Raw genomic sequence first — 26,151 nt, 5'->3', positions numbered from 1 at the left:
CAACCCGATACGACAAACGCGACGACAACTTCCTCGCATCCGTCCAGCTAGCCTCAATTCGAATTTGGCTCCGATCTTATGAGTCGGTCACCTAGAGCGTTTTGTTTCTTTACGCATTCCAGACGGAAAACCGCTTCGCACTTTTCCTGGAAATGCTCTAGTTCAATAGCGGCGTTACACGGAGTTGCCTATCAGCGCACCGACACCCGCGGTAACGGCCATCGCGATAGCACCCCAGAAAGCAACGCGGACTGTGGGTTTTACTATCTGGACGCCTCCAGCCCCAGCGCCAATGGCGCCCAGCAGCGCGAGAACGACAAGCGACACACCGAACACGGCGGGAACGAGTATATCCTTCGGGGCAAGCTATCCATTCGACGTCCTTTGCGCGGCTGCCGCCGCAGCTCACCGGCGTTTACTACCGCACCGCCGTTACGGCCTTGCGTCACGTTACTCCGTCCTACTGAAATGCATGGGCCGGCACACGGCAACAAGCTTTTTCGACCGACGGGACCGTTCCGACAGCTGACACTGTCCTCGGCCGTCCTGCGGGATAGTTCGGCGAGCAGAACATCGACGAGACGAACTGCACTCTCTTCCCATCCGGGGCGGATGATGGCCCCATCAATGTGCCACTTGTCGCCAAACCGACCGGCGGATCGCATGCGGATTTCTCCGGCAAAGTGCCGGCGGGATTTCTCCGCTCAGAGACACATAGTCTGGTGCGATCAGTCGGAAACCGATGGTAGCGATAAAGTGGATCACCCGCGGCTTGTGTCATGCTAAAAGATTCGCGCAGATCAATCGCCGACCTGATAACTTTACGATGCCCTTCGATACTTTGATCATTGCATCGTTCCCTGGAACAAGGCAGCATATTCTTCCTTGGCGCAGCAGCAGACCAATAGATTTTCGTATTTCTTCTAATCGCTACTTATTGCCGAGGGGTGCAGGGCAAAGGGGCTGACACCATAATGGTCACGCGTGCGCAGCAAATTGGCGTCGTTATCGGCCTGGCCTTCGTCACAGCATTGACGATCCTGCGGGCAAGCGATCCTCCGTTGCTAAGGCTCGCCCGCGATTTGACATTTGACCAGTATCAGCGCCTGGTGCCCCGGACCTTTGAGAACCAGCCTGTCCGGGTCATCGACATAGACGAAGCGTCACTGCGCGAGTTCGGTCAATGGCCTTGGCCGAGAAACCGGATTGCCGCTCTTGTGGACAGGCTTTCCGATATGGGCGCGTCGGCTATCGCTTTCGATATCCTCTTCGCCGAGCCCGACCGCCTGTCGCCTCGCAATGTCGTTCGCGATGTCACCGGCATTGATCCCTCACTGCTGGGCAAGCTACCGGACAACGATGAGATTTTTTCCCGATCGCTGTCGGGAAGGCCGATGGTGCTGGGTTTCGGCCTCTCCAACCAGGGAAACTATCTGCCATCGGTGAAGGCAGGCTTTGCCTATACCGGCGAAAGTCCATTCGGTGCGCCGCCCGCAATCAAGGCCGCGACGCCGCTGCAGCCGCAATTGGAAGCCAATGCCGCCGGACTCGGTCATATCAGCCTCAATCCGGGTGCATCATCGGCAGTGGTGCGCGCAGTTCCGCTTTTCCTCAGCGACGGCAAGCAGCTCTACCCCAATCTAGCGCTCGAAGCGCTCCGCGTCGCACAGGGGGCCTCCACCTACGTACTCGACGCCGCGCCGGACAGGCCGAATACATTGACCCGGGTCAAGATCGGGGATTTCGTGGTGCCGGTAACGGCGGCGGGAGAGCTGTGGCTCTATGTCAGCCCCGACACCACAAAGCGGTATATTTCGGCAAGCAAGGTACTCGCGACCGGAGACGCCTCCGCCGATATCAGAACCGCTATCGAAGGCAGTATCGTTTTCGTCGGAACCTCTGCTTCCGGGCTCCAGGATGTCCGCACGACGGCCCTTGGTGAAAACGTGCCGGGTGTCTCCATCCACGCGCAGATCGTCGAGCAGATCCTTTCAGGCCGCTTCCTTTCCCGGCCGGATTGGGCAGACGGGATGGAAATCCTGTCCATCGCCGTGTTGGGCGGCCTTCTGGTGATCCTCACCACCTTCGTCAATCCGGCCGTCGCACTTGCGTGCGGCCTGCTGATTACCTCTTTTGCCCTTGTGGCCTCCTGGCTTGCCTTCCTTTATGGGGGGCTTCTCTTCGACCCGCTGGCACCGATCGTCGCCGGATCGATCACGCATTTCGCTGCGACGGGATTCCGCTTTCTCGTGATCGATCGGGAACGGCGCGACGTGCGGCGAGCTTTCGGCCACTATCTCTCACCATCGCTGCTCCATCGCATCGAGCATACGCGCAATGCCCTGCGCCTTGGAGGAGACGAGCGCGAGCTGACCGTCATGTTCGTCGATGTGCGAAACTTCACCCAGATCAGCGAGGAGATGACACCGAGCGCCGTCGTCGCGTTTCTGAACACACTGCTCGATGCGCTGAGCCACCATGTCATCGTCAACGAAGGCACGCTCGACAAATTCATCGGAGACTCGATCATGGCCTTCTGGAACGCTCCCGTCGACGTCTCCGACCATGCCGGCAAGGCCGTACGTGCAGCCCTGGGCATGCGGGAAACGCTCGCCCGCCTCAACAACAGCGATGCATTCGGTTTCGGAGACGCGCGGCAGGTCGGAATAGGGATCGGCATACATACGGGGCTTGCATGCGTCGGCAATATGGGCGCCGAGACACGCTTCAACTACACCGCGGTCGGCGATGCCGTCAATATTGCCGCGCGTATCGAATCTACCTGCAAGGACATCAATTTCGACATTCTGGTATCCGAACCGACAGCACGCCTGCTGCCGGATTGCGCCCTGCTCGAGGCAGGAGCGTTGATGCTGAAGGGTAAGAGTATGCGAACCAAACTTTTTGCGGTGGTCGGTGATGCGCGCCTGGCAAAATCTGCTGATTTCGCCGAACTTGAGGCCATGCACAGGCGACTTGTCGCTGCCCTGCGAACACGGTCGACGAGCAGCCGCAAACTTGTCGGCGCCGCAAAACTCAAGGCGCAGGTCGTGACGACAGGACTGTTGCAGGAGTTTTACGGCCAGATTTCGCGCCGAGCCGGACACTTCGTCGACGAGCCCGCAGACAAGGCGGCCGATATCTAGCTGATTTGCAGCCGTCGTCCGCAATTCCGCCTGTGCTACCGACGGTGGTGCCCGCCGTCGTGATCGCCATGATCGCCGTCATGGCCATCGCTGTCTCGGTCGCCCGGATTGTGATCACCCCATCCGTGGTCGCCTCTGCCATGATGATGATCGTGATGATGATCGCCGTCATCGTCGTGCTTTTGCGGTTTGTCAGGCGTGCTTGGCGGATTTGGAACATTCGGCGTGCTGGGAGTTTCCTGCGGAGCAGCAGGCGCCTCGGTGCGTGGCGATTCCGGCGTGTGGGATACGCTGGGTGTATCGGGCTGTGCCGGAGCAGGATTGTTTGCCGGAACGCTGCGTGGAGATACGCCGTTGGGCCGATCTTTCATCGCCGTCGACAGACCGCAGTTGCCGCCAAAACCCATTCGTCCCGAAAGTTGTTGATCCCCGGACAGAAACGGCAAAGCTCGCTGGTTGCCGAGCGTCTTGAGAATGTCGCGGTTGACCCGGCGGGGATCGCTTATCTGACCATTGCGTTTAGCGACAACGCAGTCGCATTGCTGCTTCAACTGCCTGCAGCCACCCGCGCCGCAAAACTGTGCGGCGCCATTCAGAAGAACGACCGCCGTCGTGCCGTTAGCCCCAACATAAAAATCAAATACCGTCCCGCGCACCCCGATCGTTCCGGCGGGCGTCACGATTTGATACGCCGAAGAGTTTGAATGTCCGCTCATCCAGCGAAAAGTGCCCTTTGCGGCATTTATGGTAAGTTTTTTGACTGAGCCCGAGTCATCGAAAACGAATTTGTCGATGATAACCGACGAACCCGCTCCGACAGCCAGTCTCGTGCCGTCTCGAAATGTGAACTGCCCAAGGCCCGAAAGGGAGGTACGAATTTGCTCGTCCCGGTGGACGGGGTCGTCGACCGCCAGCGGACCGCCTGCGCCCGTAACTTCGGTATTAATCAGCACAGCCTGGCCGACCTTCTCGGCGGCGTTCGAAGACAACGGTGCGAGCAGCATGACGCTCAGCACAACGGTCGCGGCGTGGCGCAGATACAACATCCCACCCTCCAGGCTTATCTATGTTTTAGCATAGGCAATTCTGGAATGCTCATCATCCTTTCTGAGTATAAAGGGCGTAGACTGAGTTATTGCCAGATCGGCTTTGGCCAAAAATCGCGTGTATTTCACCGCTGGTATTCTCACTGAATCTTCTCGACGAACGGTCTACACACCCTATCCGATGGCGTGACATGCCAAAATTCTTCAGCAACGCCCGCCTGAGGAGACCTGTACTTAGCGTTTTGTCAGAACAGGGCATCAAAATTCCGATGTACCACTGATGACACTTTCTTCAATGATCCATATGCTCCCAGCGCCCTATAGGCCTTTCTTCGTTGAAGCAGATGTATCAAGCGAGAGTTCATGAGGGACCGATTTGCGAAAGCGATTTGCGCCGTCATGGAAATCGTCTCATGGATTGACCGGCACGGAAAGGATACGAGATGCGCGCGCCGTCAGGTTCTGTTACGGGACTTTGCTCCGCCTCCGCCACCATGTTCGCGGTAGGGATGGCGTTCCTTGGCTACTGGGGTGTGTATGAGCCCGGGCACTGGCGCAGCTTCGACTATGTCGTCGTGATTTTGGCGCTCATCGGATTTGCAGCGCTTGGCTCGGTGCCTTGGATTGTCACGACCCCTGTTGCCGAAGAGGGCGAGGAGAAGGTCGTAGCCGCCAGGCGAGCGTTGGCGCTGGGAGTCGTCTTGATCTGGCTGTCCGTTCTCGTCGCGGTATTTGCCTAGTCTCGGCCGCTGGTGCACGGATCGGGCCTTAAGGGGAATGGCGACCTTTGAAACGGCTGATTATGCAATCGACCCTACGACGGACGGATTTCGGGCGCGCGCAGTCAAGCATTCGGTTGAGGGCGGCGCAGCCGATGGCGATTTCGGTCTGCTCACCAGTCAGCGACCGTGCCCGCAGACGGCAACCGATGACGGACTTGTATCGCCCTATCGCCGTCTCGGGCAGCCAACGCTTTCCGTAGCCGCGGGAACCCTGCCATTTCATCTGGCCGCCTCTGCTGATAGCAGCGATATGCCGGTCCCTTTGTCCGACACGTCCGTCGTCGATTGGTTGACCACGTTGGCGCGAGGCGGAATGACGATGGCCGCCGCCCCGCTATCATCGATAACTGCGTCGTATGCCGGTTTTCCGTCATAGGCACCGTCGAACAGTAAATTGTCCGATCGGATTGCCAATCTGATCGAGTAGTGGCTCAACTTGAGAAACGTCACGGAATAATATTGATCTATTTCATAGTAAAAAATTCGAATTATTCTTAATTATATAATAAATTCAATATGCTCTATCATTTTAACCATCGAAAATTGCAATAAAATTGCACTGATGCGGTTCAATCGGCTATCTAAATTAAATCAGATCCAGACGAATAAATGGACAGATTGCAAACTTTTAGAATTCCCGGATAACGACACATTCCTTAAATATTAGTAAATTATAATCGGAAATTGAGACAATAATTTCCCGCCACGGATACATATAGGTGAAGACTATCAAGTCTTTTTTCCTGTGATCTTTGGTCGTTAGTTAAGTTTGTTGGGAGGGTTTGATGAACATCGCGTTCAAATCTACGACTTTGTCTCTGGAAAATACAGAAAGACGCACAATTCTTGTTGCAGGAGGCGCAGGGTTTCTTGGTTCGCACCTTTGCGACCACCTATTACATGCCGGTCACAAAGTCATTTGTGTAGATAATTTCTCGACCGGACGGATGGAAAATTTATGGCATCTGCTGCGCTTCGACACGTTTAGTTTCATCCGCCACGACATCATCTCGTCGTTCGATGTGCCGGTGGACGAGATCTACAATCTAGCCTGCCCGGCCTCGCCGCCGCACTATCAGGCAGACCCAATCCATACGATGAAAACATGCGTTTTCGGATCGCTGAATCTTCTGGAGCTCGCCGCGCGTCATCAAGCGCGGATATTCCAGGCTTCCACTTCGGAAGTCTATGGAGATCCGCAGGTGCACCCGCAACCGGAGAGTTACTGGGGTAACGTCAATTCCTTCGGTCCACGCTCCTGCTATGACGAAGGCAAGCGTTCTGCAGAGACGCTTTTCCGCGACTTTCACGTAAGGTATGGCGTCGATATCCGGATTGCGCGCATCTTCAATACCTATGGGCCGCGCATGCGCCCTGACGACGGCCGCGTTGTCTCCAATTTCATCGTCCAAGCCCTCAAGGGGCAGGATATTACCGTCTATGGCGACGGCTCGCAGACACGCTCCTTCTGCTACGTCGATGATCTGATCAAGGGCTTCGTCCGGTTGATGGGTGACCAGTCGGCTATTCATACCCCGGTCAATCTTGGCAATCCGGTCGAATTTACCGTGCGCGAGCTTGCCGAACAGATTGTCACGATGACGGGATCCTCGTCGAAAATTGTCTACAAGACACTGCCGATCGACGATCCCCGCCAGCGTCGCCCAGATATCACGGTTGCGAAACGGGAATTGGGCTGGGAGCCGTCGGTTGCGTTGACAGATGGCCTGAAGTCCACCGTTTCCTATTTCGAACGTCAACTGGTTCGGCCCAGCGGCGAGCTTGTCGAGGTTGCGTGATGTCCAGACGCAGAGTACTCGTTGTGGGTGGCGCCGGCTTCATCGGCAGCCACACCGCCAAGCTCCTGTACAAGCAAGGCTTCGAGCCGATTGTCTATGACAATCTTTCGACGGGCCATCTGTCGTCGGTGCGCTGGGGGCCTTTCATCGAGGGGGATATTCTCGACACGCAGTCTCTTGCCGAGACGATCGAGACCTATCGCCCTGTAGCGGTCATACATTTCGCTGCTTCGGCTTATGTCGGCGAGTCTGTCGAAAACCCGGCAAAATACTACGCTAACAACGTGAACGGCACGCATTCATTGCTGGAGGCCTGCCGGCGCGCGGGTGCGGACAAACTGATCTTTTCGTCGAGCTGCGCGGTCTACGGCACTCCTGATCATCTGCCGATCCGCGAATGCGAGACCAGGCGCCCGATAAATCCCTATGGCCGGACGAAGCTGATCGCGGAGCACATGCTCGCCGATTATTCGGCGGCTTATGGGCTGCACTATGTGGCGCTGCGCTACTTCAATGCTTCCGGAGCGGATCCGGAACGGGAACTCGGTGAATTGCATGATCCGGAGACACATCTCATCCCCCGCGCACTGCTGGCGGCATCCGGCTCCATCGACGTTCTTGAAGTTTACGGTGATGACTATAACACGCCAGATGGCACATGCATCCGCGATTACATTCATGTCGTCGATCTTGCGCGGGCCCATGTGCTGGCGGTTGAATATCTGCTGGCCGGCGGCGCCGACCTTGCCGTTAATCTGGGCACCGGACACGGAACCTCCATCAAGGAAATTGTGAATGCGATCGGACGCGTTTGCGGGCACCCGGTCCCTGTCGCAATGCGTGCCCGTCGGGCAGGCGATCCACCCGCACTTTATGCAGCTTCGGACCTTGCCGCCGAGAAGCTCGGCTTCCGGGCTCTCTATTCGGATATAGAGACGATCATTCGAACTGCTGCCCCCTTCTTCGGACTGGAGGTGCGGCAATGAACCCTTACAAGACACAGGTTCAAGTCCCGCAGGACGAACCCTTGATGACGCCGATCATGCAAGGCTATCGACGCGCCGAATATTTGGTCGGCGCCGCATTATGGGCTGCTGCGCTCGTCTATTTCTGGCGTTGGTGGTTCGAACCAGCACATTATGTGGACCTCTCCGGCTCCATTCTGGTGACACTGGTGTTGGCTTGGGTCACAATCATTCCCGCCTATTTTATCGTGGTATTCTATCGTGCCCGGAAGCCACACGGGCGCTTGCGCCTGCCCGCCGGCAGCCGCGTCGCCATGGTGGTGACGAAGGCACCATCGGAGCCTTTTGCCGTGGTGGCGCGGACTTTGCGCGCCATGCTGGAGCAAGAGGTGCCGCACGACACCTGGCTTGCCGACGAAGATCCTTCACCCGCGACGCTCGATTGGTGCCATAGGCATGGCGTTCATGTTTCCACCCGCAAGGGGCGTGAAGACTATCACCGTCAGACATGGCCGCGGCGCACCCGATGCAAGGAAGGCAACCTCGCCTTCTTCTACGATCATTACGGTTATGAAGGCTATGACTTCGTCGTCCAGCTCGATGCCGATCATGTGCCCGAACAAGGGTATCTTTTCCAGATGCTGCGCCCGTTCGCCGATCCGGCGGTCGGCTATGTGTCCGCGCCCAGCATTTGCGATTACAACGCACGGGAAAGCTGGTCGGCGCGTGGGCGCCTCTATGCGGAAGCCAGTATGCATGGATCGCTCCAGGCTGGATTCAATGGCGGGCTCTCGCCGCTATGCATCGGCTCGCACTATGCCATTCGCACCGTCGCCCTGCAGAACATCGGCGGCCTTGGCCCTGAACTGGCTGAGGATCATTCGACCACGCTGATGATGAATGCCCACGGCTGGCGCGGCGTTCATGCGCTCGATGCCATAGCCCATGGCGACGGTCCGCGCACCTTCGCCGATCTCATTACGCAAGAGTTCCAATGGTCGCGCAGCCTGATGATGATCTTGCTGCAATATTCGCCGAAGCTGATCGGACGACTGCCGCTGCGCCTCAAGGTCCAGTTCCTGTTTTCCCAGCTCTGGTATTCTCTTTTTTCGCTGTTCATGGGGCTGATGTTTATCCTGCCCGTGATTGCGCTTTTCCGCGGAAGGAGTTTCGTTGACGTCTCCTACCCCGGTTTTCTGCTGCACTTCGTACCGCAGTCGGTCCTGCTGATCCTGTTCGCCTATCGCTGGCGCAGCACCGGCACGTTCAGGCCGGTGGACGCCAAGATCCTCAGCTGGGAAATGACGCTGTTTCTGTTCGCCCGCTGGCCGTGGGCGCTCGCCGGAGGCCTGGCAGCCGTTCGCGACTGGGCAACGGGATCTTTCGTGGATTTTCGCGTCACGCCGAAGGGCACGTCCGAAGTTGATCCGCTGCCTCTGCGAATCCTGGCGGCTTACGGTCTGCTGTCGCTGATTTCCATCCTCCCGGTACTATCCGTCGCTACAGCGGAAGAAACCGGCGGCTTTTACATCTTCGCCACGCTGAATGCCGCCATCTACACGCTGCTCCTGCTCGTCATCATCCTACAGCACATGCGCGAAAACACCGTGTGCGTGAGCAGGCGTTTCTATCGTCCGGTGCTCGCCAGCAGTCTGCTCGCCCTGATCGCCTTGCCATGTGTGGGCACCATCGAACATGGCCATGACGGCATCCGGTCGCTGGCCTGGAATACGGACGGCTACATGCTGTTCGAAGATCGCTTCTCGGTAGCGGGCGCCGGAATCGGCGGACGCGGATTGCACAGGCTGACGTTCAATCCGCGCTGGCGGCTGAGCGACACCGACAACAACGGTTCATGAAAAGAAGGACGCCATTGGCGCGAACTCAGATGAAAATAGCTGTTATTGGAACTGGATATGTAGGCTTGGTCAGCGGCACATGCTTTGCCGAATGGGGCAACAATGTCGTCTGCATGGACAAGAACGCTCAAAAGATTGCCGGCCTCCGACAAGGCAGGATGCCGATCTATGAGCCCGGCCTCGACGACCTGGTCAAACGAAACTACGCCGCGGGACGGCTGGACTTCACCTGCGACCTGGCCGAAGCAGTCAAAGGAGCCGCCATCGTCTTCATAGCCGTCGGCACGCCGACACGCGCCGGTCACGAGGATGCCGATCTTTCCTTCGTCTATATGGCAGCGCGCGAGCTCGCGTCGCTCATTGCCGACGACACGGTTGTGGTGGTGAAATCGACGGTGCCTGTCGGAACCGGGGATGTGGTGCAGAGGATCATCGGCTCGGTCCGCAAGGCCGACACCTTCTCCATTGCCTCCAATCCGGAATTCCTGCGCGAAGGCGTCGCCGTCAGTGATTTCCTCGCACCGGATCGCGTCGTCATTGGTGTCGAAGACGAGCGGGCAGGCAAGCGCCTCATCGAACTGTATGAGAGCATGGTCACGCTACAGAATACGCCCGTTATCATCACCATGCGGCGCACTGCCGAACTGATCAAATATGCCGCGAACGCATTTCTGGCCACCAAGATCACTTTCATCAACGAGCTGGCCGATCTGTGCGAACAGGTGGGCAGCAATGTGAGCGACCTGGCGCTCGGCATGGGGCTCGACAAACGCATTGGCGCGAGCTTCCTCACAGCCGGGCCCGGCTATGGTGGCTCCTGCTTTCCGAAGGATACCCTGGCGCTTCTGCGGACGGCGGAGGATTACGGGGTAACACTTGGTATCGTAGAGGAAACCGTTGCTGCCAATGACGCACGCAAGCGGCGCATGGCGCTAAAGGTAGCAGAGGCATTTGGCGGAGACATAGACGGTCTGACCATCGCTGTCCTTGGCCTCACCTTCAAACCCGACACCGACGACATGCGTGATGCACCTTCGGTGCCGCTCATCGAAGCGCTGCAGCGTATGGGAGGCCGCATCCGGGCCTACGATCCCGTCGGCATCGAGAATGCTGCAAAGGTTCTCGACGGAGTCGACTTCTTTGAAGATCCCTATGAATGCGCATGGAATGCCGATGCTGCCGTCGTCGTGACGGAGTGGGAGACCATCAAGAAAATCGACCTGGTTCAGCTCAAACATCACCTGCGCCAGCCGGTCCTCATAGACCTGAGAAACGCCTTGGACGCGGACGCCGCCGAAGAACTCGGATTTCACATTTCGGCCGTGGGCCGGCCTGCCAGCACCGACGGCAGCCTACAGGAAATCGTCAAGCGACGAGACAGACAGCAGGCAGTCAAAACAGAAACGGTAGAGCTCGTCTCAATTGCAATGCGGGGGAAATAAGATGAAGCCATCAAACAACAAGACCACCTTTGCCCGTGTAACAGCGACGGCATTCGCTATCGCCATGGGAATTGCAGGGTGGAGCAATGCTACCGCCGCCGTTGCAGGCACAAAACTGCCTGAAGGTACAAGGCTCATGACGGCGTTCGAACTCTACACGCTCTATCGTGACAAAACCTGGCAGTGGCCCGATGGCGCCGGGCGAATGCAGAATACCGATCGCCGGTTTTCCGCCTGGGTCGACGGAACAGGAGGCCAATCCTGGGCTGAAGGTCGGTGGATCGTGACGGATACAGGCCTCTTGTGCTTCGAGGCGGCCTGGCATGCGACAAACGGCAAGTTTCCAGCCAAAACCTGCTTCATTCATCGAATTCAGGATGGGACTATCTACCAGAAGCGTGAGGCAGGCGGGGCCTGGTACGTGTTTCGCCACGCTGTAGCCAAACAAACCGATGAGGCGGCGAAATTAATCGCCGACGATCTGGTCTCGCAGCGACTAGAGGTGGTGAAAGCCACCTTAGACGCGCACAAGACCGAATAAGGAGGAGTCAATCCAATGAGAACCCTAACCAAACTAACGGCAGCTATGCTTGGCACCGTCGCGCTCTGCGGCGCAGTCTACGCGGCCGGCGATGTTCTTGACGCACGGGCCGAGAGCCTGTTCCACGACAAGAGGCCGATCATCACACCGCAATCGCTTGCTTCCGGTGCCTATGACCCAAATGGGGACTTTACCAATGACCCCGACCCCAAGATCGAGCATCTCTTCCTCCCTTGGGAGGATGTCGATCTCTCAACCCTGAGCACGGCAAATGACTATGCACGCAAGCGCGGCCGTTCATTGCTGATTACGGTTGAGCCCTGGTCCTGGGCCCGCGACTGGCGCGTGGCACCGGACGATCTTCTCAACGGAATTCTGGCGGGTCGCTACGATGCCAACATGGCAGCGATATGCTCCACGGCAGCCAAGCTCGACAGGCCCGTCACCATCCGCTGGGCTCAGGAAATGGATGAAAAGAACGGGCAATTCACCTGGGCCTACTGGAAGCCGGACGGCTATATAAAAGCATATCGGCACGCCATCACCGTATGCCGCCAATATCTTCCGTCTGCCAAGTACATGTGGTCGCCAATGGGAAAAGAGGGGCTCGAAGCCTACTATCCCGGCAATCAATATGTTGATGTCATCGGGCTTTCGGTGTTCGGCTACCAACCGTTCGATCAACGCAAGCTCGGACGGGATTCGACGTTCGTGGAAGCAACCAAGCCCGGCTACAACCGCGTCAAGGCCTTCAAGAAGCCGATCGTTATTGCCGAGTTGGGTTATCAGGGAAATGAGGCCTATGTTCACGCATGGGCTGAGGAAGCCGCCAAACCGCACGCCGAATTTCCCGACCTGACAGCAGTCGTCTATTTCAACGACCGTGAAGTCTATCCCTGGCCGGATGGCCTGGGTCGGCCGGACTGGCGCGTTGCCAGCCCTCTGTTGAACTGACTGCCGCGGCGAACAGTTGAAGGAGAAACAAAATGTTTTCGTTCCGTTTCGTCATCTTGAACGCCGCGATCTCGATGTTGTTGCTGACCGGCCCGGCAAACGCCGCAACACAACATCAAATCGATAGACTGACCGCACGCGCGGCCAGTCAAGCAGATCCGATGAGCGCCGCCGCTCTAAAAAGACTCTATTCGGGGCGCTCCTGGATCTGGAAGGATGGTGCAGGGTTCTTCTCTCGTAACCACAACCATTTTACCGCCTGGTCGCACAAGGGTTCCCAAAAATCCTATGCAAAAGGCACCTGGTACGTGACCGATCGCGGCAAGCTCTGCATGAGTGCTTTATGGTACAGCGGAAAAACTGCTGCACGCAATGTTTCCTGCTTTCTGCATCGTGAGAAAGCCGGGATAATCTATCAGAAACGAGCGTCAGGCGGAAAATGGTATGTGTTCCGTCATAATCCAATCAAGCATGATGACGAGGTTCTGAAACTGCGACGGGGCGATAATGTCCGCAAACATCTGCCCGGTTGAAGTTGAATACTCAAATAGGGGCCATCGCTAGGATGGATGGACAGCCTGCTCGCTATCAGTTCTGTCCGAGTACCATCCGAGAAGCAACCCCTATTCTCTTTCGAGAGCAGTCTGCGGGAGCGCTGGGCTCACCTCAAAAAGCACTGCGATTGTGACAATGCGATGTTCTGCCGAAGCCGCTAGGCGTGCAAACATACGGCGCACCCTTAAAGTATTCCTCGGAAGAAATTTTAGCCGTCTTTGCCAGTGAACTTCCACTATAGAAGACGACATTATTCTTTTCGTATTTCTTCATATACAGTTGAATGGTCTTCTGCTTTGCATGCGCAAGTTCAGACGCGTTCGCATTGGCAGACAGAGCTAACGGGAAGGCAATCAGAAAAATTGCTGATATGGAACGTTTAATCCAATGACGATTGCGGCGTGCATTACAGAAATTTCGATTGGAATTCATAAGCTCCCCCTCGGTTAATCGCTTTTCTTCACCAATCCTGACAAAAATCATTGATGCGAACGCCATAAATACCCTGAACAAATTAATGAATTCGCCTGATTTCTTGTGTAAGCCTCAAGCTGGAAGCAATCGCAGCCGCCTGCCTCGACAGTTGCCGCGACTTCCACTGCAGTGACAGCTTTGGCATCGGTGACCACCACCAGCGCGCCTTCATCGGCCCGCCGGTGGGGAAATCGCCGACCCGATGCCACCGCCCCACTGGTCCTTACAGCAAGTTTTTCGATAAATCTCCTCATTTTCTCCGCTCCTCGAAAGTCTTGCACAGCGGGCGAACCGGCCAAACGCGGAATCATTCAGCATGCTCAGCCGAGAGTTCGCCACAAGGGGCGGCCTGAATGAGCAGGTTCTGTCGGATCTCGAGACGAAAGCCAGAGATCGCCGCAACGCCGATATCGAGCTCCCAACACTCGGACAGCATCCCCTCTGCCATCCGTAAAATGCCGTCATCGCGGCTGGATCGGCCGTTCTTGATGAGGTAAGCAGGACCATCAAATTAGCGATTGAATTCGTCAGTTTGATAGAAGCAAGACACCTCCAGGCGGATTTCACGCTTGCCGTGTAAATCAAAATGATCTGAAAATGAAGTATGATCCGTTAGACCACGTTGCGGCACATTTTTTGCGGGATTTACAACCTAGACGGGTTGCCTCTCGCAACGAACGCGACCTGTTGCGGCTGATCTGGAAATCTCCCGGGATTGAGCGTTCTGACCTGACCGAACCGCTCGACCTTACCCAGCAATCTCTGCACAGGATTGTCGCGCGGCTTCACGACCGAGGAATGATTGCTTTTTCCCCGTCAGAGAACCGACGCCCCGGACCGCCCAGTCCGGAGCTAAGCCTGCAAAAGGATTGGTGTTTGACGCTCGGCATCTCCATAAATGTCGGTTCGATCGGCCTCTGCCTCATGGGATTCGGAGAGCCTTTGGAGAACACGGAAATTCCACAGGCTGGATCCTCGCTGTCCGAGGAGATGGACCGAATTGGCGCGGCGGTCAAAGACATTCTCGCCCGCCGAAGCGCCAATCGGCGGGATGTCCTCGGCGTTGGTCTTGCCGTCGCCGGTCACCGTATGCTGGAGTCGGCGTTTAATTGCCCCCTGCCGCTCGCCCATTGGTCACTGATCGACCTGGCTCCTTTGCTTGGAGCAAAACTCGGCTTGCCGATCTGGGCGGACAATGTCGCCAGAACAGCAGCTTTAGCGGAGGCAATCTTCGGTGTCGGCCGTGAGGTCGCGGATTTCGCTTATATTGCCCATCTTCATGGCTACGGCGGCGGCCTGGTTTCCGGAGGCATGCCATTTCGCGGCAGTTTCGGAAACGCGGGCGAATTTTCCGTTCTCTTTGGGCAGCAGGACTACGAGGAGCGTCCTGCTCCTAGCCTTTTGCTTCGGCATCTTCACGCCAACGGCCGCCCGGACTTGACGCTGAAGGACTTGAAAAGCGAAGATTTGGCGCAATGGCAGGGTGTTGCGGAGTGGGTCGACCGCGTCGCACCGGCGCATAATCGCACCGTCAACGCGCTCTGCGCGGTATTTGACCCCGCCTTGATCGTCCTTGGCGGTGAACTCCCGCATTCACTGGCAAGAATGCTTATCGAACGGACTGAAATTAATAATCTACCTCGGCATGGCGCCTTACGCGACGTCCCCAAGCTTGCCGTGGCGGAGGTAATTGATGCCCCTGGCGCAATCGGAGCGGCCTTGATCCCTCTATTCGAGACCGTCTTGTGACTGGCTTCACCCTCAAGAAATTGAACGCGCTGTCGGTCATTCGACTTTGGTCATCGGACCTTTGCGTTTGATATTTGCGACGCCATTCGTCGGGTGATTTCAGTTTGGCCAGTATCCGAGGAAAATTAGGCATTTATCGGAAAGTTGGTCTTGGCATAGGCGCCAATGACCGTGAATAAATGCCGGGGAGTGATCCCGGTCACCTCAGCAAAAACAATTGCTTGTCGCGCGCATCTGGATCGGAATCCAATGCCGGTCCACAACAGGTCCAGCCGGTTACCGGACGCTCAATGGGGTTAAATGTCACCGCCGTCGGCAAGCATCGTCTTCCAGGTATCCACGCCGGAAATCGCCAGTTGTAGCAGCGCAAGAAATGATGAGTATTTAATTTTTCTAATTTAAAGAATAGGCGACAAAGGCAACAAGATTTGATAGATTTACGATAGCCGGTTGCGGTTTGGCGTGTAGATAAAAATTTGCCGGGCGTCTTTGCACCGCTAGCCGGATTATGGCGTAGGAGGAGAGACGCTATGGCGACATTCCATGTCATGGCCGGTGCGAGCGGTGAATTTACGCGCCCGGAAGTCCGGAAGATAGGTGTAGCGGATCTTGTCGATGCGCTGAAGTCGGGGCTTAATGACTTTGGAGAGAAGCCATCTCATTACGTTTTTCTTTGTCTTATGTATCCGATCGCGGGCATTTTTCTGGCCATGTGGAGTTCCGGCGCTGACCTGCTGCCGCTGCTTTATCCCTTGATATCAGGCTTTGCGCTCATTGGTCCGATTGCGGCCCTTGGCCTTTATGAAATCAGTCGACGCCGCGAGCAGGGATTGGATAGCTCATGGCATCACGCGCTGGAGGTCCGTCACTCGCCGGCGCTGCCGTCGATCATTGCGGTGGGCCTCATGCTGTTGGCGCTTTTCGTCGCCTGGCTGATTATCGCACAGCGCATCTACACCATGACCTTCGACGAGGCAGGCCTCACCTCGATCTCGACCTTCCTGTCAGACGTGCTGACGACCCCGCGAGGCCTCTCACTTATGCTTTGGGGAAATCTGGCCGGTTTCATTTTCGCAATAATAGTGCTGGCGACAACGGTGGTGACCTTTCCGCTGATGCTGGATCGGGATGTCGGCGCAATCGCAGCCGTGGACGCGAGCATACGCGCTACGCTTACCAATCCAGGACCAGTTGCACTTTGGGGGTTGATTGTCGCGGCGCTGCTCGTCGTCGGCACGATCCCGATTTTTGCCGGCCTTGCGGTCGTCATGCCAATCCTCGGGCATTCGACCTGGTACCTGTATCGAAAATTGATTGCACCCGTCTATCCGAACCGCATGCCTTGAATTCACAAAGGAAATTTACCCAGAGATCATCGTCCGAGCCGTTGCGATCTGCATGATGGGAGTCGTGTTGGTTGGGTTAGCGATGAAGAGAATGAGGATTGCCATGTCTTACCGTTTTCTTCCGATCTGTCTGCTTTTCGCCATTGCCATCCCGCTTGACGCTACGGCGCAGGAGGGCGACCCTACCGCAGGGGCCACCGTTTTCAAGAAATGCGCCATTTGCCATATAGCCGAAACCGACCAGAACAAGGTCGGCCCTTCGCTGAACGGTCTGTTCGGCAGAACCGCTGGAACACATCCAAATTTCGCCTATTCGCCGGCGATGCAGGAGGCGGGCAAGGCCGGCCTCGTATGGAACGAGACGTCGCTCCGCGATTATTTGCACGACCCCAAGGCGAAAGTGAAGGGCACGAAAATGACCTTCGTCGGGCTGAAGGACGATACCGAGATTACCAATCTGATCGCCTATCTGAAGCAGTACTCCAAATAGCGAAATGCCAAGCGTGGACGAGCTGTTTCCCGCGTTGCCGGTTGGATCGGGGAGCTCGGCTCAGCAACCTGACGCCGCCGATCCGTTCCCGCGGCGCCGATATGCCCCGGGCGTTTTGCCGGGATGAACCGCTGCCGTTACCGCAATTGCTCGCCTGACTTGTTCATGAGATAATACTAAAACGCTTCGCGATGGGATTGTGGAAATATTCGCTGCCGGGTCACGGAGGAGACGATGGCTGTCGTAGTGATTCTCGTTCTGCTGGTGGTGGGATCGATTGCGTTCCATCTGCTTAGCCCATGGTGGTGGACGCCGATCGCGTCGAACTGGAGCTACATCGACAATACGATTGTCATCACGTTCTGGATCACCGGCTTTGTTTTCACGGCTGTCGTGTTGTTCATAGCCTATTGCGTCCTCCGCTTCAGACACCGCGCCGGAAATCAGGCGGCATACCAGGCCGAAAACAAGCGGTTGGAATGGTGGCTCGCGGCGGGGACTGCGATCGGGGTGGCTGCAATGCTCGCGCCAGGCCTCTTCGTGTGGAAACAGTTCGTTACGGTCCCGGCCGATGCCAGCGAGGTTGAAGTCGTCGCTCAGCAATGGCAATGGAGCTTCCGGCTGCCGGGCGCCGACGGGCGGCTCGGTCGGGCGGACACGCGCGATGTGACCCCGGACAATCCGCTCGGCTTGAACAAGAGCGATCCCGCCGGAATGGACGACGTCATCGTCGAAGGCGGTGAACTTCATTTGCCCGCAAACAAGCCGGTCAAAATGCTTCTGCGCTCGATCGACGTCGTGCACGATTTCTACGTGCCGGAATTCCGGGCCAAGATGGACATGATCCCTGGTACGGTCACCTATTATTGGTTCACGCCGACACGGACAGGAACGTTCGAGGTTCTCTGTGCAGAATTGTGCGGCGTCGGTCATCCGCAGATGCGCGGCACCGTCATCGTCGATACCGAGACCGCCTATCAAGCCTGGCTGCAGCAGCAGCCGACTTTCTCGAAATCACTGGCGTCCGCGGAAAAGTCGGCGGCCAAATAAATGCCATGCGTACTTGAGGGGAAAAGCCGCATCGGAGGGAACAGGGAGGATGGAATATGGTCGACATTGGATCCGGCGCTGGGCAGGTCATCCAGCCCGCTGAAGTCGAGGACGTGGAGCTTTATCATCCGAAAAGCTGGTGGACGAAATATGTCTTCAGCCAAGATGCCAAGATCATCGCCATTCAGTACTCCTTGACCGCTATCTCGATCGGCATGGTGGCGTTGGTGCTGTCCTGGCTGATGCGGCTGCAACTCGGGTTTCCCGGCTATTTTTCGTTTATCGACGCGGAACATTATTATCAGTTTATCACCATGCACGGCATGATCATGGTGATCTACCTGCTGACGGCACTGTTCCTCGGCGGTTTCGGCAACTATCTCATCCCCTTGATGCTCGGCGCCCGCGACATGGTGTTCCCCTATGCGAACATGCTGAGCTATTGGCTCTATCTGCTCGCAGTCATCGTCCTGGTCGTCGGCTTCTTTGCGCCCGGCGGGCCGACGGGCGCCGGGTGGACGCTGTATCCGCCGCAGGCTCTTTTATCGGGGACGCCGGGAGGGCGTGATTGGGGCATCATCCTGATGCTGTCATCGCTGATCCTGTTCATCATCGGCTTCACCATGGGTGGGCTGAATTATGTCGTCACCGTGCTGCAAGGACGCACCCGGGGCATGACGCTGATGAGAATGCCATTGACAGTATGGGGTATATTCACTGCGACCGTCATGGCGCTGCTTGCCTTCCCGGCCCTCTTCGTCGCCGCTGTCATGATGTTGTTCGACCGGTTGCTGGGTACCAGTTTCTTCATGCCCGCCATCGTCGAGATGGGCGAACAGTTGAAGCAAGGGGGCGGCAGTCCCATCCTGTTCCAACATCTGTTCTGGTTCTTCGGCCACCCTGAAGTCTATATCGTCGCACTTCCTGCCTTTGGCATCGTCTCGGATCTGATCAGCACCCATGCGCGCAAGAACATCTTCGGCTACCGGATGATGGTCTGGGCGATCGTCATCATCGCAGCACTAAGCTTCGTCGTATGGGCACATCATATGTATGTGAGCGGCATGAATCCGAACTTCGGGTTCTTTTTCGCGACCACGACGTTGATCATTGCCATCCCGACGGCGCTCAAGGTCTACAACTGGGTGCTGACGCTTTGGCGCGGCGATATCCATCTGACATTGCCGATGCTGTTCGCCCTGGCCTTCATCGTAACATTCATCAATGGCGGATTGACTGGTCTGTTTCTCGGCAATGTCGTTGTGGACGTGCCGCTTTCGGATACCATGTTCGTCGTTGCCCATTTCCATATGGTGATGGGGGTCGCACCGATCCTGGTGATCTTCGGCGCAATCCACCATTGGTATCCGAAAGTCACGGGTCGCATGCTGAACGTGGTGATGGGTCATATCCACTTCTGGATCACCTTTCTCGGCGCCTATGCGATCTTCTTCCCGATGCACTATCTCGGCCTGATGGGCGTGCCGCGCCGCTATTACGAGTTGGGCGAAACTGGTTTCATTCCACCATCGGCGCACACGCTGAACATGTTCATCACCGTCGCCGCGCTGGTCGTCGGCGCCGCTCAAATTCTGTTCCTGTTCAACCTCGCCTGGAGCCTTCGCTGGGGCAGGCCAGCGGGCGGCAACCCGTGGCGGGCAACGACATTGGAATGGCAAACGCCGCAAACGCCGCCGGTTCACGGAAATTGGGGCAAGGAGCTGCCCATCGTCTATCGTTGGCCATATGATTATAGCGTTCCCGGAGCGGACCAGGACTTCCTGCCGCAAAACCAGCCGGCTTTGGGCGAGCCGTCCGAGAGAGTGTCGCCATGAGCGCCATTCTCATTTTTCTGGCCGGGGTCGCCGGCATCATTGCCTGGTGGATGGCAAGGCAGCGGCTGACCTCAAAGCCCTGGCTGGAAGTGGGTCTGGCAGGCGATGCGCCGGAGATGCAGGGATCATCGGCGACAATAGCGAAACTCGGGCTCGGCATTTTTCTTGCCGTCATCGGTGCGCTGTTCACGCTCCTTATCAGCGCCTATCTCAGCCGCATGGGCGGCGCCGACTGGTGGGCCATCCCGATCCCGCGGCTGCTATGGGTGAATACGGCGGCTCTCGCCGCCAGCAGCGTGGCGCTGCAATGGGCGAAAACCGAAGCCCGCCTTGATCGCGGCGAGATGCTGAACACAGCTCTTGCGGTGGCGTTCGTGCTGGCCGTTCTTTTTCTCGCCGGGCAGGTTTTGGCGTGGCGGCAGCTGGTGTCGGCAGGCTATCTGCTCGCCGACAACCCATCAAACAGCTTCTTCTACATGATCACCGGATTGCATGGTCTGCACATTCTGGGCGGGCTTTTCGTACTCGGACGGACCGTAATTCGCGCCCGGATCATTCCTGTGCTGACTGGAGTTCGCCTGAGCGTGGATCTATGCGCCATCTATTGGCATTTCATGCTCGCTGTCTGGCTGATCCTTTTTGCGCTCTTCGCCGGCTGGGCGAATAGTTTCGTCGATCTCTGCCGTCAATTGGTCACCTGAGGAGCTTCGATGATGACCGAATCCATGGAAAGACCGGTAAGTGATCCGCATCTGCGGCCCGCGGGACTGCGAGGCGTTGCCGCTGATCTGTCATCGGACCAGCGGGCGTTCAAGAACGTCTCCTGGGGCAAGGCGATGATGTGGATCTTTCTCCTGAGCGACACCTTCATTTTCGGGTGTTTTCTGCTGGCCTACATGACGGCGCGCATGTCGACCACCGTTGCTTGGCCCAATCCGAGCGAGGTCTTCGCCCTGACGATCGGAGGCAAGGAAATTCCGCTGATCCTGATCGCCATCATGACTTTCGTCCTCATCAGCAGCAGCGGCACGATGGCCATGGCCGTCAACTTCGGATACCGCCATGATCGCCGCAAGACTGCCGCGCTGATGTTGGCGACGGCAGCCCTCGGCGCGACATTCGTCGGAATGCAGGCATTCGAATGGACCAAACTGATCAGGGAAGGCGTTCGTCCCTGGGAGAACCCTTGGGGGGCGGCGCAATTCGGGTCGTCCTTCTTCATGATCACGGGCTTTCACGGCACCCATGTTTCGATCGGGGTCCTGTTCCTCCTGATCATGGCACGCAAGGTGTGGCGGGGGGACTTCGATCAGGAAAGGCGGGGATTTTTCACCAGCCGGAAGGGTCATTACGAGATCGTGGAGATAACGGGGCTTTACTGGCACTTCGTGGATCTGGTCTGGGTATTCATCTTTGCATTCTTCTATCTGTGGTGAGGATGGCATCATGGCACAACAACAGGCGCATTCGGGACAACAGCATCCGATAAGACTTTATATGGTCGTTTGGGGGCTGCTTTTCGTCCTCAGCACCTTCTCCTACCTCGTCGACTACCTCGGCATCCAGAGCTATCTCAGATGGTCTCTGATCCTCCTTTTCATGGTCCTGAAGGCAGGGCTGATCGTTGCGATTTTTATGCACATGGCCTGGGAGCGGCTGGCGTTGATCTACGCCATCCTGCTCCCCCCGGTCCTCGTGCTTGTTTTCGCCGCCTTGATGGTGTCGGAATCGCACTACACGTTGCTCACCCGACTGGCCTTTTTGGGGGGCGGTCCGTAACATGACAGACGATCCAACACACCCGTGACTGCCCCTAAAAAACAGTCTTGAATCCGATTTGTTCAGCTTTGGAAATCCCCAGAGTCCCCATGACCTACGCGGCCACGTTGGACGCGGCCGACATCAAATCTTGCGCCGCCGGCACGCCGAACATCTGCCGACCGTTGTCGGCAACCTCCGTGAAGCACCACCTGACGACGCCATTGCGATCGAGCAGGAATTCGCCGACGAGCTGGCCTTCGCCGCCGGCGATCATCTGCCGGTCGTCCTCGGTGAATTCGTAGCCGTCGGCCTTGTCGAGATACTCGGTCGCAGCCATCACGCCCATCGGCTCGGGAAGTTCCTTCGGCATGTCGATCTTCATCGACGTCAGCACATCCATTCCCACCTTGTGCGGCCACGCGGTTTCAGATTCGGTGAATTCAACATTCGGCAGTCCGAATGCCCTGTGCGAGATACGGTCCGGATCGGATGCGGCCAACAGGTTGGGCAACGGATGATAGCGGAAATACAGACGTGCGCGCTCGATCGGCGTGTTGACAACGGTCAGGCTGTCGATGCCCAGCTCACGCAGGTCGCCGGCAAGGCTCGCCATGGACGTGATCTGGCGCCGGCAAAACGGGCAATGAAGCCCGCGAAACAGGCCGACCAGCACGGGCCTTTGCCCGCGAAACTCGTCGATTGAGACCTTCCCCTGGCGGGTAATTGCGTCAAGTACGACGTTGGGCGCGTGATCGCCCGGCTGCAGGGGCCTATCAGTGAAGCTGTCCGGCATGTCATCCTCCCTCTCCGAGCGCCGCCTGTTCAAATGATCTTGGAAACGGCGCTCCAGCTCTTCCAATCGAGGCGAAATCATTCGCCGCGGGTGATGCCGCCCGAACGCAATGGCTCTCGACGGCGGTCTTGAGCATGATGTCGAACTCTACGAAGCGGTTTCGCACGCCACCATGCGCTATTTCTTTCATTCCAGATCCGATGAGGATTTCGGGGTCCATTCGATCCCAAGGTCCCGTCGGCTCTAGTCGAGAAACGGCAACACGACCAACGCGCCCGGGTCGAGCTGATGTCGGCTGCACACCTCCTGCGCCAGAGCAAAATACCGCTCGGCCTCGGCCATGTCGTCGTGTTCGAGATTCAATGTCGCCAGGCCATCATAGCATGGAAACAACAGTTGCGGCTCGCCAATTTCACGAGCCAGGTCGAGGGCCTCCTCGTAATACCTGCGGGCTAGATCCGGCCGGCCGTGGCATTGGTGGATTTGCCCGAGCACGATCAACGGCACTGCGAGATGGTCGCGCTGATCAAGAGCGCGGTCGATCTCGATCGCTTTCTCGGCTGCGGGGATGCCCTCCCCGGCGCAATTGTCGGTGAAGGTGCAGCAGGCAACGGCAAGATTGGCGAAGAGGCGGGCCTGGAAGCCGAGATCGCCAATGCGGATGGCGACCTCCAATCCGCGCCGGCACACGGCGATCGCTTGCTTGGGGTCCACGATCGTGTAGAGCACGCCGAGATTGGAATAGGCACGGCAGGCGGCGCTCAGCAGACCTGCAGCCTCGGCAACCACAAGGCTTTTCTCGACGGCTGCCACGGCCTCGCGATGACGGCCAAGTCTGGCCAGCGCCACGCCTTTGGTGTTCAACGCCTCGGCACCGGCCCGTGCTGCCTCGAGGCCCACGGGGCTCGAGGCCTCTGCGGATACGGCGCCGAGGCAAATCAAGGCTTCGTCCGCCCACTGCGCCGCAACCGCCTGGTCTCCCATCCGGAAGGCGAGGTGGCCGCGCTCCTGCAGCAGATGCGCGCGCTCGATCGGCTCGTCGGTGCCGTCGAGCAGGCCGGCAGCCTCGGCGAACAAGGCATCCGCCAGGTCGCGTCGACCGGTGTCGAGGTTGAGACGTCCGAGCTTGCGCAAGATCCGGGCGGCAGCGGCCCGGTCACCGGCAGCACGATGGACGGCCAGCGCAAGGCCGTAGTGATCACGAGCAGCGTCGCGCTCGCCGTTGGGGCCGCAGAGATCGGCCAGCCGCTCATCGAGCGCCGCTTGTTCGGGCATCCTCTCCGGTTGCTCGGGGAAGGCGGCGAGCGCCTGGCGATAGAGTCGCATCGCATCGTCATTCGCATAGATCTTGCGTGCCAGATCGCCGGCCGCCATCAGATACCCGGCGCCCTTGCGCGTTTGAGCGGCCTTGCAGAAATGATGGCCGAGCTGCGCCAGGTCTTCCAGCCGATCCGGTGCCCCACGATGTAGACGCTCCAGGCTGCTGGCGATGCGACCGTGGAGCTCCTTGCGGCGTTCGAGCAAGAGGTTGTGGTAGATGACATCGTGCAGCAGCGTCTGCGTGAAGCGATAGCCGGGCGACGATTGCGCCGAGGTCTCGGCTACCTCATCGATAATCTCGGCCTGACAAAGGAAATCGAGCCTGGTGTCGAGCGATGCCGGGTCCGCCGCGATGGCGCCGAGGAGCTTTTTGTCGAAGCGCGGGCCGATCGCCGACGCCTCCTGCGCCAGCCGCCGCACCGCGGGCGGCAAGCGGTCCACGCGGGTCAGCAACATCGCCTGCAGGCTCATTGGGATCTCGTTGCCGATATCGGCGGCTGTCGCGCTCCAGCTTTTGCCATCGAAACGCAAGGCTTCGGTTTCGATCAATCCGCGGACGATTTCCTCGATGAACAGCGGGTTACCGCCAGCCCGATCGAGAATCCGCTTGCGCGTTGCGGCCGGGATGCCGTTCGCCCCACGGAAGAAGGCCTTCAGCAGTCCTTCGCCATCCTGATGGCGCAAGGGAGCAAGGCGCAGGAATGTCAGGCTGGTGCGGTTCGATTCAAGCCCGTCGCTTTCAAGCGTCGGCCGACAGGTCGTCAGCATCATCAGCCGGCTGCGTTCCAGCCGGTCGAGCATGAATCGCAACGCCACCAGCGATGCGGCGTCGGCCCAATGCATGTCCTCCACGATCAGCAGCAGCGGGCTACGGGACAGGCGTCGCTCGAAAATCGTCCTTGTCGCATAGAGGATCTGCCGCCGCAGCTGTTCGGGCTCGACATGCTTGAGTGCGCCGCTCGGGTCGCCTAAGCCCAACACGTGGAAGAACAGGGGCGTCAGCCGGGCGACATCCTCCACGCCGAAGCCGAGTTCTCCAAGACCGGCCGCAAGCAGCTCTTCGGTTCTCGCCGCCGTGTCCCGTTCTGCAATGCCGTACGCGCTGCGCAGAACAGCGGCCAAGGCGCCATAGGATTGTTCGCCGAGGGGGGAGCAGGTCGCGCGCCGCACCACGACCGCCTGAAAGCGCTCGTCCTGTGCCGCCGCCTCGACGAAATCGTCGACAAGCCGCGATTTGCCGATACCGGCCTCACCGATCAAGCGGACGAGTTGGGCGCTGCCGTTGCACGCAAGATCGAGGCAGCCGAGCATCCGCGCGAGCTCCGAGTCCCGCCCGATCATCGGCGCCTGGAGGCCATAGCTTTCGAGGCCGCGTGCCGTGTTCGGCGCCTCCAGCGGTGCAAGCAGGCGGTGGACGAGCACGTTGCCGCTCTTGCCCCGCAGGACCTGAGACCCGAGGCTTTCGAATGCGAAGCCATGACGGGCGAGGCGGTGCGTCAGGGGGCCGACGAGGATTTCATCCGGTCCAGCCATGGATTGCAGTCGCTGGGCCGTGTTCACCGTATCGCCCGTCACGGAATAGGAACGGGCGTTGGCGGCTCCGAAGCCGCCGGTCACCACGGGCCCGGTGTTGATCCCCACATGCAGGCGCAACGGTACGCCGGCGCGAGACTGCCAGCGATCCCCGACGCGTCCCGCCCGCACGATCATGTCGAGGCCGGCGCGCAGCGCCCGTTCCGGATCGTCTTCATGAGCAACCGGCGCGCCGAACAGGGCAAGCAATGCATCGCCGACGAACTTGTCAACGAAGCCGCCGTAGCTTTCGACCGCCTCGGTCAGCTCGTCGAAGAGTTCGTTCTGCAGAGCTCGCATGACCTCGGGGTCGAGCTTCTCGCTCAGCGTGGTAAAACCGCAGAGATCCGCAAAGAGAACGGTGAGCGGGCGCCGGTCGGCTTCCGTGTCGGACGCCGCCGCCCGTTGCGGGGGGCCAACGGACGAGGTGGACGTTGTGACCTCGGCGGGAACCACGGATTGCGCGCGTGCGCCACCGGCAACGGCATTGCCGCATTTCGGGCAGAAGGCAAAGTCCGGCAGGCAGGCTTGGCCGCAGCTGGCGCAAGAGATCGGCTGCCTTGCCCCGCATTTCGGGCAAAACGCAAAGCCGCTCTCAATCGCAAAACCGCAGGCGGAGCAATCCATCGAAGCCAATCTCCCGAAGACCCATGGAGCGCCGGCTCAATTCCT

At 58.2% G+C, this 26,151-nt stretch carries 23 protein-coding genes and 3 pseudogenes; 19 read left to right on the top strand and 7 right to left on the bottom strand.

Annotated features, from left to right (window positions below; translation table 11 throughout):
* Positions 1-95: pseudogene (locus FHT28_RS22580) on the top strand (IS5/IS1182 family transposase); the annotation flags it as partial.
* Between the two features lie 79 nt (positions 96-174).
* On the opposite strand, the gene FHT28_RS36340 reads toward FHT28_RS22580, so the two are convergent.
* Positions 175-336 carry a hypothetical protein gene (locus FHT28_RS36340; RefSeq protein WP_348644859.1) on the bottom strand — a complete coding sequence of 54 codons (162 nt, stop codon included), beginning with the start codon at positions 334-336 and terminating at the stop codon, positions 175-177.
* Positions 337-974: 638 nt separating this feature from the next.
* Between FHT28_RS36340 and FHT28_RS22575 the strand changes: the two genes are divergently transcribed.
* Positions 975-3,146, top strand: coding sequence for an adenylate/guanylate cyclase domain-containing protein (locus tag FHT28_RS22575; protein WP_168597420.1), 2,172 nt, complete (start codon positions 975-977; stop codon positions 3,144-3,146).
* Positions 3,147-3,181: 35 nt separating this feature from the next.
* On the opposite strand, the gene FHT28_RS22570 is transcribed toward FHT28_RS22575, so the two are convergent.
* The gene (locus tag FHT28_RS22570; protein ID WP_037200458.1) at positions 3,182-4,192 is read right to left on the bottom strand and encodes a FecR domain-containing protein; all 1,011 of its coding nucleotides are present in this window, start codon (positions 4,190-4,192) and stop codon (positions 3,182-3,184) included.
* 443 nt (positions 4,193-4,635) lie between these two features.
* Here FHT28_RS22570 and FHT28_RS22565 point away from each other — a divergent pair, with 443 nt between their 5' ends.
* Positions 4,636-4,932, top strand: coding sequence for a hypothetical protein (locus tag FHT28_RS22565; protein ID WP_092573558.1), 297 nt, complete (start codon positions 4,636-4,638; stop codon positions 4,930-4,932).
* 28 nt (positions 4,933-4,960) lie between these two features.
* Here FHT28_RS22565 and FHT28_RS22560 read toward each other — a convergent pair.
* Positions 4,961-5,422: pseudogene (locus FHT28_RS22560) on the bottom strand (transposase); the annotation flags it as partial.
* 337 nt (positions 5,423-5,759) lie between these two features.
* Here FHT28_RS22560 and FHT28_RS22555 point away from each other — a divergent pair.
* Genes FHT28_RS22555 through FHT28_RS22525 form a run of 7 tightly spaced genes read left to right on the top strand, consistent with a single transcriptional unit; the run spans position 5,760 to position 13,067 of the window.
* The gene (locus FHT28_RS22555) at positions 5,760-6,773 is read left to right on the top strand and encodes a UDP-glucuronic acid decarboxylase family protein (RefSeq protein ID WP_092573559.1); all 1,014 of its coding nucleotides are present in this window, start codon (positions 5,760-5,762) and stop codon (positions 6,771-6,773) included.
* Positions 6,773-7,759 carry a UDP-glucose 4-epimerase GalE gene (galE, locus tag FHT28_RS22550; protein ID WP_168597419.1) on the top strand — a complete coding sequence of 329 codons (987 nt, stop codon included), beginning with the start codon at positions 6,773-6,775 and terminating at the stop codon, positions 7,757-7,759. Before FHT28_RS22555 ends, galE begins: the two co-directional genes overlap by 1 nt.
* Positions 7,756-9,597 (top strand): glycosyltransferase family 2 protein, encoded by a 1,842-nt coding sequence (locus tag FHT28_RS22545; protein ID WP_168597418.1) that lies wholly within the window; start codon positions 7,756-7,758, stop codon positions 9,595-9,597. Before galE ends, FHT28_RS22545 begins: the two co-directional genes overlap by 4 nt.
* Before the next feature lie 29 nt (positions 9,598-9,626).
* A complete protein-coding gene (locus FHT28_RS22540; RefSeq protein ID WP_168597417.1) occupies positions 9,627-11,039 on the top strand; it encodes a UDP-glucose/GDP-mannose dehydrogenase family protein in 1,413 nt (470 codons plus the stop codon).
* Between the two features lies 1 nt (position 11,040).
* Complete coding sequence (locus FHT28_RS22535) at positions 11,041-11,580, top strand: DUF995 domain-containing protein (RefSeq protein ID WP_047638542.1); 540 nt, start codon at positions 11,041-11,043, stop codon at positions 11,578-11,580.
* Between the two features lie 15 nt (positions 11,581-11,595).
* Complete coding sequence (locus FHT28_RS22530; protein WP_037200470.1) at positions 11,596-12,534, top strand: glycosyl hydrolase; 939 nt, start codon at positions 11,596-11,598, stop codon at positions 12,532-12,534.
* A gap of 32 nt (positions 12,535-12,566) precedes the next feature.
* Positions 12,567-13,067 (top strand): DUF995 domain-containing protein, encoded by a 501-nt coding sequence (locus FHT28_RS22525; protein WP_047554901.1) that lies wholly within the window; start codon positions 12,567-12,569, stop codon positions 13,065-13,067.
* 133 nt (positions 13,068-13,200) lie between these two features.
* On the opposite strand, the gene FHT28_RS22520 is transcribed toward FHT28_RS22525, so the two are convergent.
* Together FHT28_RS22520 and FHT28_RS22515 are read right to left on the bottom strand one after the other, a co-directional pair.
* A complete protein-coding gene (locus FHT28_RS22520; RefSeq protein ID WP_234903844.1) occupies positions 13,201-13,572 on the bottom strand; it encodes a hypothetical protein in 372 nt (123 codons plus the stop codon).
* A complete protein-coding gene (locus FHT28_RS22515; RefSeq protein WP_168597416.1) occupies positions 13,569-13,817 on the bottom strand; it encodes a hypothetical protein in 249 nt (82 codons plus the stop codon). Before FHT28_RS22515 ends, FHT28_RS22520 begins: the two co-directional genes overlap by 4 nt.
* Before the next feature lie 2 nt (positions 13,818-13,819).
* Here FHT28_RS22515 and FHT28_RS36335 point away from each other — a divergent pair.
* The 9 genes and pseudogenes from FHT28_RS36335 to FHT28_RS22475 form a co-directional block, all read left to right on the top strand.
* Positions 13,820-13,942 (top strand): annotated as a pseudogene (locus FHT28_RS36335) (pyrroline-5-carboxylate reductase); the annotation flags it as partial.
* Positions 13,943-14,160: 218 nt separating this feature from the next.
* Positions 14,161-15,312 carry an ROK family transcriptional regulator gene (locus FHT28_RS22510; protein ID WP_092573562.1) on the top strand — a complete coding sequence of 384 codons (1,152 nt, stop codon included), beginning with the start codon at positions 14,161-14,163 and terminating at the stop codon, positions 15,310-15,312.
* Between the two features lie 530 nt (positions 15,313-15,842).
* On the top strand, positions 15,843-16,658 hold the full coding sequence (locus tag FHT28_RS22505) for a DUF2189 domain-containing protein (protein WP_168597415.1): 816 nt from the start codon (positions 15,843-15,845) through the stop codon (positions 16,656-16,658).
* A gap of 103 nt (positions 16,659-16,761) precedes the next feature.
* Positions 16,762-17,148: a cytochrome c family protein gene (locus FHT28_RS22500; protein ID WP_113102849.1), complete on the top strand. Its 387-nt coding sequence runs from the start codon at positions 16,762-16,764 to the stop codon at positions 17,146-17,148.
* 234 nt (positions 17,149-17,382) lie between these two features.
* The gene (locus FHT28_RS22495; RefSeq protein WP_168597414.1) at positions 17,383-18,198 is read left to right on the top strand and encodes a cytochrome c oxidase subunit II; all 816 of its coding nucleotides are present in this window, start codon (positions 17,383-17,385) and stop codon (positions 18,196-18,198) included.
* Positions 18,199-18,254: 56 nt separating this feature from the next.
* A complete protein-coding gene (locus tag FHT28_RS22490; protein WP_168597413.1) occupies positions 18,255-20,033 on the top strand; it encodes a cbb3-type cytochrome c oxidase subunit I in 1,779 nt (592 codons plus the stop codon).
* Positions 20,030-20,734 carry a cytochrome c oxidase subunit 3 gene (locus FHT28_RS22485; RefSeq protein ID WP_047638537.1) on the top strand — a complete coding sequence of 235 codons (705 nt, stop codon included), beginning with the start codon at positions 20,030-20,032 and terminating at the stop codon, positions 20,732-20,734. Before FHT28_RS22490 ends, FHT28_RS22485 begins: the two co-directional genes overlap by 4 nt.
* A 12-nt stretch (positions 20,735-20,746) precedes the next feature.
* Positions 20,747-21,469: a heme-copper oxidase subunit III family protein gene (locus tag FHT28_RS22480; RefSeq protein WP_168597428.1), complete on the top strand. Its 723-nt coding sequence runs from the start codon at positions 20,747-20,749 to the stop codon at positions 21,467-21,469.
* A 10-nt stretch (positions 21,470-21,479) separates the two neighbouring features.
* Entirely contained in the window at positions 21,480-21,812 is a 333-nt protein-coding gene (locus FHT28_RS22475; RefSeq protein ID WP_037200484.1) for a cytochrome C oxidase subunit IV family protein, read from the top strand.
* A 94-nt stretch (positions 21,813-21,906) separates the two neighbouring features.
* Here FHT28_RS22475 and FHT28_RS22470 read toward each other — a convergent pair whose 3' ends face one another.
* Together FHT28_RS22470 and FHT28_RS22465 are read right to left on the bottom strand one after the other, a co-directional pair.
* On the bottom strand, positions 21,907-22,587 hold the full coding sequence (locus FHT28_RS22470) for a peroxiredoxin-like family protein (RefSeq protein WP_037200486.1): 681 nt from the start codon (positions 22,585-22,587) through the stop codon (positions 21,907-21,909).
* A gap of 243 nt (positions 22,588-22,830) precedes the next feature.
* Positions 22,831-26,106, bottom strand: coding sequence for an adenylate/guanylate cyclase domain-containing protein (locus FHT28_RS22465; RefSeq protein ID WP_168597412.1), 3,276 nt, complete (start codon positions 26,104-26,106; stop codon positions 22,831-22,833).
* Between the last annotated feature and the right edge of the window lie 45 nt (positions 26,107-26,151).

The organism is Rhizobium sp. SG570 (assembly GCF_012275345.1).
Taxonomy (GTDB): domain Bacteria; phylum Pseudomonadota; class Alphaproteobacteria; order Rhizobiales; family Rhizobiaceae; genus Rhizobium; species Rhizobium lusitanum.
Note: the sequence above shows the minus strand (reverse complement) of the source record. Positions and strands in the feature narration are given on the sequence as shown.

What these genes read in the sequence shown, in the direction of transcription:
- FHT28_RS22515 (WP_168597416.1), bottom strand. Translation starts at nt 13,817, where the DNA reads ATGAGGAGATTTATCGAAAAACTTGCTGTAAGGACCAGTGGGGCGGTG.
- FHT28_RS22510 (WP_092573562.1), top strand. Translation starts at nt 14,161, where the DNA reads ATGAAGTATGATCCGTTAGACCACGTTGCGGCACATTTTTTGCGGGAT.
- galE (WP_168597419.1), top strand. Translation starts at nt 6,773, where the DNA reads ATGTCCAGACGCAGAGTACTCGTTGTGGGTGGCGCCGGCTTCATCGGC.
- FHT28_RS22490 (WP_168597413.1), top strand. Translation starts at nt 18,255, where the DNA reads ATGGTCGACATTGGATCCGGCGCTGGGCAGGTCATCCAGCCCGCTGAA.
- FHT28_RS22525 (WP_047554901.1), top strand. Translation starts at nt 12,567, where the DNA reads ATGTTTTCGTTCCGTTTCGTCATCTTGAACGCCGCGATCTCGATGTTG.
- FHT28_RS22545 (WP_168597418.1), top strand. Translation starts at nt 7,756, where the DNA reads ATGAACCCTTACAAGACACAGGTTCAAGTCCCGCAGGACGAACCCTTG.
- FHT28_RS22505 (WP_168597415.1), top strand. Translation starts at nt 15,843, where the DNA reads ATGGCGACATTCCATGTCATGGCCGGTGCGAGCGGTGAATTTACGCGC.
- FHT28_RS22570 (WP_037200458.1), bottom strand. Translation starts at nt 4,192, where the DNA reads ATGTTGTATCTGCGCCACGCCGCGACCGTTGTGCTGAGCGTCATGCTG.
- FHT28_RS22495 (WP_168597414.1), top strand. Translation starts at nt 17,383, where the DNA reads ATGGCTGTCGTAGTGATTCTCGTTCTGCTGGTGGTGGGATCGATTGCG.
- FHT28_RS22535 (WP_047638542.1), top strand. Translation starts at nt 11,041, where the DNA reads ATGAAGCCATCAAACAACAAGACCACCTTTGCCCGTGTAACAGCGACG.
- FHT28_RS22470 (WP_037200486.1), bottom strand. Translation starts at nt 22,587, where the DNA reads ATGCCGGACAGCTTCACTGATAGGCCCCTGCAGCCGGGCGATCACGCG.
- FHT28_RS22575 (WP_168597420.1), top strand. Translation starts at nt 975, where the DNA reads ATGGTCACGCGTGCGCAGCAAATTGGCGTCGTTATCGGCCTGGCCTTC.
- FHT28_RS22480 (WP_168597428.1), top strand. Translation starts at nt 20,747, where the DNA reads ATGACCGAATCCATGGAAAGACCGGTAAGTGATCCGCATCTGCGGCCC.
- FHT28_RS22485 (WP_047638537.1), top strand. Translation starts at nt 20,030, where the DNA reads ATGAGCGCCATTCTCATTTTTCTGGCCGGGGTCGCCGGCATCATTGCC.
- FHT28_RS22530 (WP_037200470.1), top strand. Translation starts at nt 11,596, where the DNA reads ATGAGAACCCTAACCAAACTAACGGCAGCTATGCTTGGCACCGTCGCG.
- FHT28_RS22520 (WP_234903844.1), bottom strand. Translation starts at nt 13,572, where the DNA reads ATGATTTTTGTCAGGATTGGTGAAGAAAAGCGATTAACCGAGGGGGAG.
- FHT28_RS22465 (WP_168597412.1), bottom strand. Translation starts at nt 26,106, where the DNA reads ATGGATTGCTCCGCCTGCGGTTTTGCGATTGAGAGCGGCTTTGCGTTT.
- FHT28_RS22540 (WP_168597417.1), top strand. Translation starts at nt 9,627, where the DNA reads ATGAAAATAGCTGTTATTGGAACTGGATATGTAGGCTTGGTCAGCGGC.
- FHT28_RS22565 (WP_092573558.1), top strand. Translation starts at nt 4,636, where the DNA reads ATGCGCGCGCCGTCAGGTTCTGTTACGGGACTTTGCTCCGCCTCCGCC.
- FHT28_RS22555 (WP_092573559.1), top strand. Translation starts at nt 5,760, where the DNA reads ATGAACATCGCGTTCAAATCTACGACTTTGTCTCTGGAAAATACAGAA.
- FHT28_RS22500 (WP_113102849.1), top strand. Translation starts at nt 16,762, where the DNA reads ATGTCTTACCGTTTTCTTCCGATCTGTCTGCTTTTCGCCATTGCCATC.
- FHT28_RS22475 (WP_037200484.1), top strand. Translation starts at nt 21,480, where the DNA reads ATGGCACAACAACAGGCGCATTCGGGACAACAGCATCCGATAAGACTT.